Origin of the sequence: Methanoregula sp. (assembly GCF_041663825.1) — an archaeon.
Classification (GTDB): Archaea; Halobacteriota; Methanomicrobia; order Methanomicrobiales; family Methanospirillaceae; genus Methanoregula.
Window position 1 is genome coordinate 199,561 of record NZ_JBAYLY010000001.1, and the last position, 7,382, is coordinate 206,942.

The 7,382-nt window shown below is 51.6% G+C and carries 6 protein-coding genes; 1 reads left to right on the forward strand and 5 read right to left on the reverse strand.

Annotation, left to right across the window (positions count from 1 at the left end):
- Positions 1 to 381 precede the first annotated feature (381 nt).
- From WCX19_RS01035 to WCX19_RS01045, 3 genes are all read right to left on the reverse strand, one after another.
- A complete protein-coding gene (locus WCX19_RS01035; RefSeq protein WP_373003653.1) occupies positions 382 to 2,283 on the reverse strand; it encodes a PAS domain S-box protein in 1,902 nt (633 codons plus the stop codon).
- Positions 2,284 to 2,353: 70 nt separating this feature from the next.
- The gene (locus WCX19_RS01040) at positions 2,354 to 2,902 is read right to left on the reverse strand and encodes a chemotaxis protein CheW (RefSeq protein ID WP_373003656.1); all 549 of its coding nucleotides are present in this window, start codon (positions 2,900 to 2,902) and stop codon (positions 2,354 to 2,356) included.
- A 12-nt stretch (positions 2,903 to 2,914) separates the two neighbouring features.
- Entirely contained in the window at positions 2,915 to 4,636 is a 1,722-nt protein-coding gene (locus tag WCX19_RS01045) for a methyl-accepting chemotaxis protein (RefSeq protein ID WP_373003659.1), read from the reverse strand.
- 307 nt (positions 4,637 to 4,943) lie between these two features.
- On the opposite strand from WCX19_RS01045, the gene WCX19_RS01050 reads away from it, so the two are divergent.
- Positions 4,944 to 6,458, forward strand: a complete 1,515-nt coding sequence (locus tag WCX19_RS01050; RefSeq protein ID WP_373003662.1) for a PAS domain S-box protein — start codon at positions 4,944 to 4,946, stop codon at positions 6,456 to 6,458.
- Positions 6,459 to 6,604: 146 nt separating this feature from the next.
- Here the strand turns inward: WCX19_RS01050 and WCX19_RS01055 are convergent, their stop codons facing one another.
- Positions 6,605 to 6,883 (reverse strand): glutaredoxin family protein, encoded by a 279-nt coding sequence (locus WCX19_RS01055; RefSeq protein ID WP_373003665.1) that lies wholly within the window; start codon positions 6,881 to 6,883, stop codon positions 6,605 to 6,607.
- A gap of 108 nt (positions 6,884 to 6,991) precedes the next feature.
- Positions 6,992 to 7,382: cupin domain-containing protein (locus tag WCX19_RS01060; protein ID WP_373003668.1), on the reverse strand; the 391-nt coding region annotated here is incomplete at its 5' end.

A 7,382-nucleotide genomic window follows, 5' to 3' on the forward strand; every position in this document is an offset into this window, starting at 1 on the left:
CCCCCAATTTTTTGGGGTTTAGTCCAAAAAAACGCCCGCAAAACCGTCCGATTTAAAGTGGTAAAAATCCGGCGGGTTTTGAGCCGTTAATCACCCAAAAACGCCCGAATTACGCCCCATATAATGCCTTTTACCGCACTATAGCAGCCCTGTAGCGGCCATCGTTTTTGCCATCAACAGAAAACCCATCCGGGTCAGGTTTCGGGCCTTAAAACAGCAATATGAGGTCGTTTTAATTCGTCCGTTTTTGAAAATAAGCCATATCTGGGGACTTTCTGAAACGGAGCCCGATACGGGCTTATTTTTGGAGTGTCAGACGCCAATCGGGGGCCGGAATAAGCCCGGATTGGATGAGGAGGAATGTGAATACCGGTGTTCCCGCTATCCGCTTCGCAGGGGAACCCCGGTTTTTATCGCATCCTGTGACACGGTACCGGAAGTGCGAATCGCATAGCGTCCTTCCGGCACATGGAGTTCAAACCGCACACCTTTGCCGGCTTTTCCGGTTTCACTGATGGTGATGCCGGTAATCGCGAGGATCTCCCGGACAAAGAACAACCCGAGACCGCTGTTCTTTCCGTAGCCCTCCCGGAATATCGATTCTTTTTCGTTTTCAGGTATACCGGCCCCGTTATCCTCGTAGACGATCATAAACCCGGTGCCGGTTTTTTCATAGGAGCACGAGATCTCTGTGACATCCGGGCTGTGCATCAGGGAATTTTCGATAAGGTTTGCAAAAACCTGCTCAAGCAGTGGATCGGCATAGACATCAAGCCCTTTGAGGTGATTGCCGCACCGCACATTTTTGATATCTCCGTGAGTGTGGGTAAACGCCATGCCGAAACAATCGGAAACCTTGTGCCAGAGCGGTGCTTTTACCCCCAGGTCCTGGTAGTGCCGGGTGGATTCGATCTGCCGGCGTATTGCCTCTGCCGTGGACTCGATCCGGTCGATACGTTGTGAAACGGAGGGCGTGTGAGCTTCGGTTTTGATCAGGTCAAGGTAGGAATTCAGGGCGGTAAGCTTGTTGAGGATGCCATGACGGGTCACCGCACTCATGAGGTTGAGCTTCCGGTTTGCCTGCATGAGTGCCGCTTCAAGCTGCTTATAGGCAGACACATCGTGAATGACAGACAGTGCACCTGAAATATTCCCTTCATGATCGTAGAGAGGGGATGCCTTGATCCATACATCCATTATCCTGCCATCGGGGAATGTCGCGTGCGATTCGGAGATAAGCGTCGTCCCTTCGGTTTTCTGGACATGTTCGTAAGGGGACTGTTGCGGAGTGCCCGGGTGGAGGATAAGATCAACCAGAGCGGGAATCCGTTTGCCGTAGAAGGGGACCGCGTACTCATGATCGGACTTGCCGATCATGTCTCCCGGGGAAACACCGGTCATTACTTCTGCGGCCTTGTTCCATACGATCACCTTTCCCGCAGCATCGATCGCATACATCGCGTCGGGCATAAAGTCGATAATGTACTGCAGTATTCTCTGCGAATCAAGCAGAGCATCTTCCGCCTTCTTCTGCTCGGTAACATCCCGTGCAACTGACTGGTACTCGATCACCTTCCCCTTGTCATCGAAGATTGCCCGGTCATTGCACCGCACCCAGCGGGTCGATCCGTCTGCCATGGTAATACGCTGCGTCATGCACCCGTTGGGATTATCCGGCGTGAGGGATTGCAGGTAATTTTTGGTTACAGCCAGATCTTCCGTTGAAATATTCGGGATGAACTTTTTTCCGATCACTTCCTCCTTTTTCTTCCCGACAAGGGTGCAATAGGCGGCATTGGCAAAGACATGTGTGCCGTCGGGCTTAAAACGGCAGATGGCTTCGGACTGATTTTCGACAACGTCCCGGTACCGCTCATCGCTTTTTTTGAGTTCATCCTCGATTTTGCGTCGTTGAACTGCCTGGATCAGCATGTTCCTGAGCTCGGCAAACTGCGCTTTGGGATCCCCTCCTTTCTGGAGATAATAATCAGCGCCGTTGTTGAGCGCGTCAATGACCACTTCTTCCCTGCCCCTGCCGGTAAACAGGATAAATGGAGTTTTTTGCCGGTAGTCGCTGCGGATATGCCTGAGAAGCGAGATGCCATTCATCTCCGGCATCTGGTAATCGGAGATAATGGCATCGTACCGGCCGGTTCTGGCCTTGTCAAGCGCGTCATTTGCCGAGAGATCCGTTTCGATGGCGATATCATGGGACCGTTCAAGAAAAAGTTTCCCGATTTCAAGAAGCGCCGGTTCATCATCGACGTACAATGCACGTATCATATTTTTTCACACCTGGATCGTCCGTTATTGTACCTGATTTTGTTATTTTGCCTTAACCGACGCTGAAATTTCAGGATTTAATGCAATCGACATCTTTGAGGATCTGGCGGATGCCAATCCAGACAATTAAGTCAGAGACATCCTTGTCGTGAACCCGGACTTTTTTCCGGATGATTCCCATGATTGCTGCATCGTCGTTATAGAGCGATGCAGACGAGCGATCGACATCCGCATGATCGAATGTTGAAACGGAGAGGACATCGTCGACAATGATCCCCATCTTGACGCCGGTCAGTTTTTCATCAAGGACAATAATCCGCCGGTTGTCCTCGCCTGAACCGTTTTTTCCCAGAGCGACATTGAGCCGTTCCTTGAGATCGATAATGGTCGTGATCTCGCCCCGCAGATCGATGATGCCTTTGATGTAGGCCGGGGTGTTTGGCAGCCGGGTGATCGTTGTATAGTCTACGACTTCCTTGACATCGTAGAGATCGATTGCATAGTGTTCTTTACCCAGAAGGAACTCCACAACCTGGATCGTTTCCGGCATGTTTGCCGGGGCATTGGGCGTTGCCGATGCCCGGCGGGTGCTGTCATCCTGGCGGTTTTCTGCTGGCATGTGACATCCCTCCTACACAGAAAATTTTGTCATTTCAGCGTTGAGGTTTGCAACAACCTTGTTGACATCCCCCATCGCCTGATTGATCTCTTCAATGGACGCAAGCGACTCTTCGGTTGCCGCAGCGGTATCTGATGATTCCTTTTCGGTTTCTTCAAAGAGCCGTGTTACTTCGGTGACACTTGCGGTAATCTCTTCGGTGGTTGCAGCCTGTTCCTCGGATGCAGCGGCTACTTCCTCGGTGTTTCTTGAAACCTGTTCGATCGATTCTACGATCTGGTCGAACACCTTGATAGTGTCCTCAACATCCTTACTACCGGTACTGACCTCCTTTGTCGCAGCGGTAACCGCTTCGGCCGCATGGTTCGACCGCTTCTGGAGATCCCCGATCATGGTCTCGATGTTTTCTGCCGATGTCCGGGATTCCTGTGCGAGAGATTTTACTTCAGCCGCGACAACCGCAAATCCCCGTCCGGCGTCTCCAGCGCGTGCAGCTTCAATGGCGGCATTGAGGGCGAGCAGGTTTGTCTGGTTTGCGAGGTCCCGGATAATACCGACAATCTTACCGATCTCGCTCATCTTTGCGCTGATCTCCGTGATGCTCGTATTCACCACGGATGTCGCGTCGTTGATCCGACCCATGCTGTCGTTTGCCTTGCGGGAAAGTCCGACGCCGTTAGTACTAAGGTCCTTGGTCTTTTTGGCAAGCGTGGAGACATTTTCCATGTTCGTGGTAATCTCTTCGACCGCGGCAGCGAGGTCTTCCATCGCTTTTGATACCTGCGATATGCCATTGCTTCCTTTTTCCATGTTCTCATGGACATGTGTTGTGTTCTGCGCGATGGCTTCAGAGCCCTTGGACATCTGGGAAAGCCCCGTGGCGGTCTCTTCTGCTTCCCGTGACAGGTTCTTTACCTGCACGTTCACCAGGTTAATCGCTTCGGAAACTTCCGTACCAACCTTGTTTAATGAGGTAATGAGCTCGACAAAATCCCCGGACAGGTTCGTGGTGCTGTCGATATGAGCGGTAAAGTCATACTTCGCGTACGCATCCGCTACCCGGGTAATCTCGGATACTGCTACCGAGACATTGCTCCCGATGTCGTTTAAGGCATTGCGGAATTTTGCAAAATCCCCCGAGACATGGACATTCTCATCCATGCGTGCGGAGAAATTCCCTTTGGAGAGTTCGTGGGAAACCCGCATGCCTTCATTGAGGGGGAGCGTGATCGCGTCAAGGGTACTGTTGAATCCTTCGATGATCGTCCGGAACTCTCCCTGGTGCTGGGTCGCGTCTGCCCGTACCGAGAGCCCGCCCTCTTTTGCGGCGGCAGACAGCATGTTCACGTCCGTGATCATGGCAGAGACGGCGGTCATCATCCGGGTAAATGCCGGTATCATCTCATCGTTATCGCATCTCCTCTTGATCTTTTCAAATTCCACCAGGTCGCCGATATTACCGACGGCGATGTGGTTTGCCGTTGCCTGCAGGTGGAGGAGACGTTCCTGCACGATGTTTACTTCGCGTGCCACGTCTCCAAGAGTGCCGGAATAGGTTCCTTTGACCGTGGTGGTAAAATCGTTTAACGAAATCTTCCTGAAGACGGTTTGTATCTCGGAAAGACCGTTGTTCATCTCATTATGCTGGAGTAACTGCTCACGTATCTGGTTGAGGGCGGAGATATCTCCGTGTTCAGCGCTTTTAAAGAGATCAAGAATCTCCTGTTTTTCCATACGTATCGCCTGATGTTGGTTGGTTTGTATTTGATCCGGCAATGCGCCGGGTTTCTCCGGGTGGACCGGTAACGTTCATGGGGTTGATGAAAATGCAACGAAAGAAAATGGGTCATAGGGAGAAATCCCGCCCGTATAACCGCTTTCCCGCATTCTGGTACAGTATGGAAAGTCAAAAGTCAATAATCGCAGATATGGCGCGGTATTTAAGACTGGCGATAAACTGTGCACATGAATGGCAGACAATGGCCGCAATGTTCATATTGTCAACCCGGCAAAAACTTTTTATTGGAAACCTGTATTTTTTATGACTCACTATGACGATGAGATCGTACTCATCAAAGATCTCCTGAGAACGCATCCAAAAGGCATGACCATCAGTGAAGTCGCGGATGCGTTGTCCCTCAACCGGGTATCCACGGCACGGTACCTTGAGAGTCTCCGGTTTTCCGGGCAGGCCGAGATGCGACAGTTCGGGCAGGCAAAGATCTACATGCCGGGCTCACGGCTCCCGCTTTCTTCAGTTCTCAACCTGTCTTCTTCACCTATGGTGATTATCGATCGGGAACTGTTTGTGCGGGAAGTAAACGACGCACTTCTCCGGATGTTTTCCCTGAAACGCGAGGATATACTTGGCCATAGTATGCTCCAGTCAAAATTATCTGCAAGTTTTTCCGGCACGTTTGCGGAGATGATAAAACCGGTCATGGACGGCAAGGAATATACGACGGAAAAATCCTTTGAGCGGAACGGGAAAAAATACAGTTTCATTGTCAGGATGGTTCCTGTCGTTGATGAGAACGGGCAGTCCTGTGCCACGATTGTATTTGAAGACATAACAGAGATCAAACAATACCAGCAGCACCTTGAATCGATGGTAGACCAGCGCACAAAAGAATTGCAGGAAATAAACGAACTCCTGAAAACGGAGATGGAGGGACACCGGAGGGCAAAAGATGCAATCCAGATTAGCCGGCAGAAGTACCGGGCCCTTGTTGAAGATATGCCGGCCTATATATGCAATTACGAACCGGACGGAACGTTTACGTTTGTGAATGAGAACTTCTGTGCGTTTATACAGAAAGATGCCGGCGATCTGATCGGGACGTTGGTATTCCCGCTGATCTCTCCGGAAAGCCAGGCCATTGTCAAAGATGCGCTCAAAAAAATCGGCCATGAATATTCAGCAGAGACCATAACGCTCGAATTTCCCGGTAAGGAAGGCACGACGATCTGGCACCAGTGGACGATCCGGGCATTCTATGACAAGCGGGGAAAAATTACCGAGTACCAGTCGATTGGTATCGATATCACGGATCGTATCGCGACCGAAACGAAACTTGCAGAGGAAGAGAAGAAACTCGACGCGATTATCCGGGGATCCCCCCTGCCCCAGCTGGTGATCGATAAGGATCACCGTATCGTATCATGGAATACGGCAATGGAACATTTCTCCGGGCTGCGGGCAGACCAGATGATCGGCGCGATGACATTCGGTAACATCTTTTACGATCAGGATCGACCGCTGCTTGCCGATCTTATCATTGACGAGAAATTCGATGAGATCAAGCGGTTTTTCCCGGAGAACTGCAAAAAATCCTCGTATCTTGTGGATACCTGGGAAGGCATCACCTTCTCAAAGATTCATCCCGGAGAGGGGAACTGGGTTTTCTTTACAGCAGCGGCAATACGGGATGAAAACGGTATCATTACCCACGTGGTAGAGACCATGGAAGATCTGGTAGGGTACCATACGCAAAATGGCACGTCATTTGTCGTCCGGTCGCTGTATCCGATGATCGACAAGGATGCCCTTCGCTAAACTACTAAAATAGCGCAATCCGGAATGTACATTTATACCCGGGTCGTGCGATCCCGGTCCGGCATCGGGACCGGGATGACGATCCCACGTACGGTCGCGAACCTGAACCGTGTCAATGCCTTTTTCATTAAGGACCTTGTCCGTGTTTATCCTTCCAGGGCCTCCCGGATCTCCTTTTCGCGGAACCCGAGGATGGCTTGCCTGTTGTCGATCACAATCGTGGGAAACGCCCCGTTGGGACTCCATTTCTCCAGGACATCCAGTGCATCGCTCTGCTCTTTTCCGGTAAGCAGATCGACATAATCGTAGTCGAACGCAACACCGAGTTGTTCCAGGAGTTCCTTTGTTTTGTGGCACCACTGGCAGGTAGAGAGCGCAAACAGCCTGACGCTTCCCTTGTCTTTTCCGTTCACATGGGTTGGCATGACAGTATTCCTCCGATACCAAAATCGCCGCACCACCGGGTTTTTTTCGTCTAGGGGATACCCCCGGCAAAAGGTATGGATTTTCCCGGCAGCGCAACGGGTACCGGTTCACACCAGTGCCGGCACAAAGACTGCCACAAGCGAGAGCTCTTCGTCGCCGGCGCTCACCGTGTGGTGGTTTTTGGGCGGCGTTGCAAATGACTGGCCGGGCTGGATCGTAACCTCCTTGTCGCCCAAAAGGAACGTGCCTTTGCCGCGGAGGATCATGTTCCATTCCCACTGTGTCTCGTGGTCGTGGTCGGATACTTCACGATTTTTCTCGATGCGGACAAGGTGGTAGCTGAACTTCCCGCCGGTCTCCTTGCCCGTGACAAGATCTTTTAAAAAGACCCCGTTCGATCCGGGAAGGGAGTACCAGGGCCGGTCCGCCGCGTCGATCTCCTTATCCGGGTAGATCACGGCGCCGAGCTCGAAGAGTGCTGCGAGGTTTCTGTTTTCC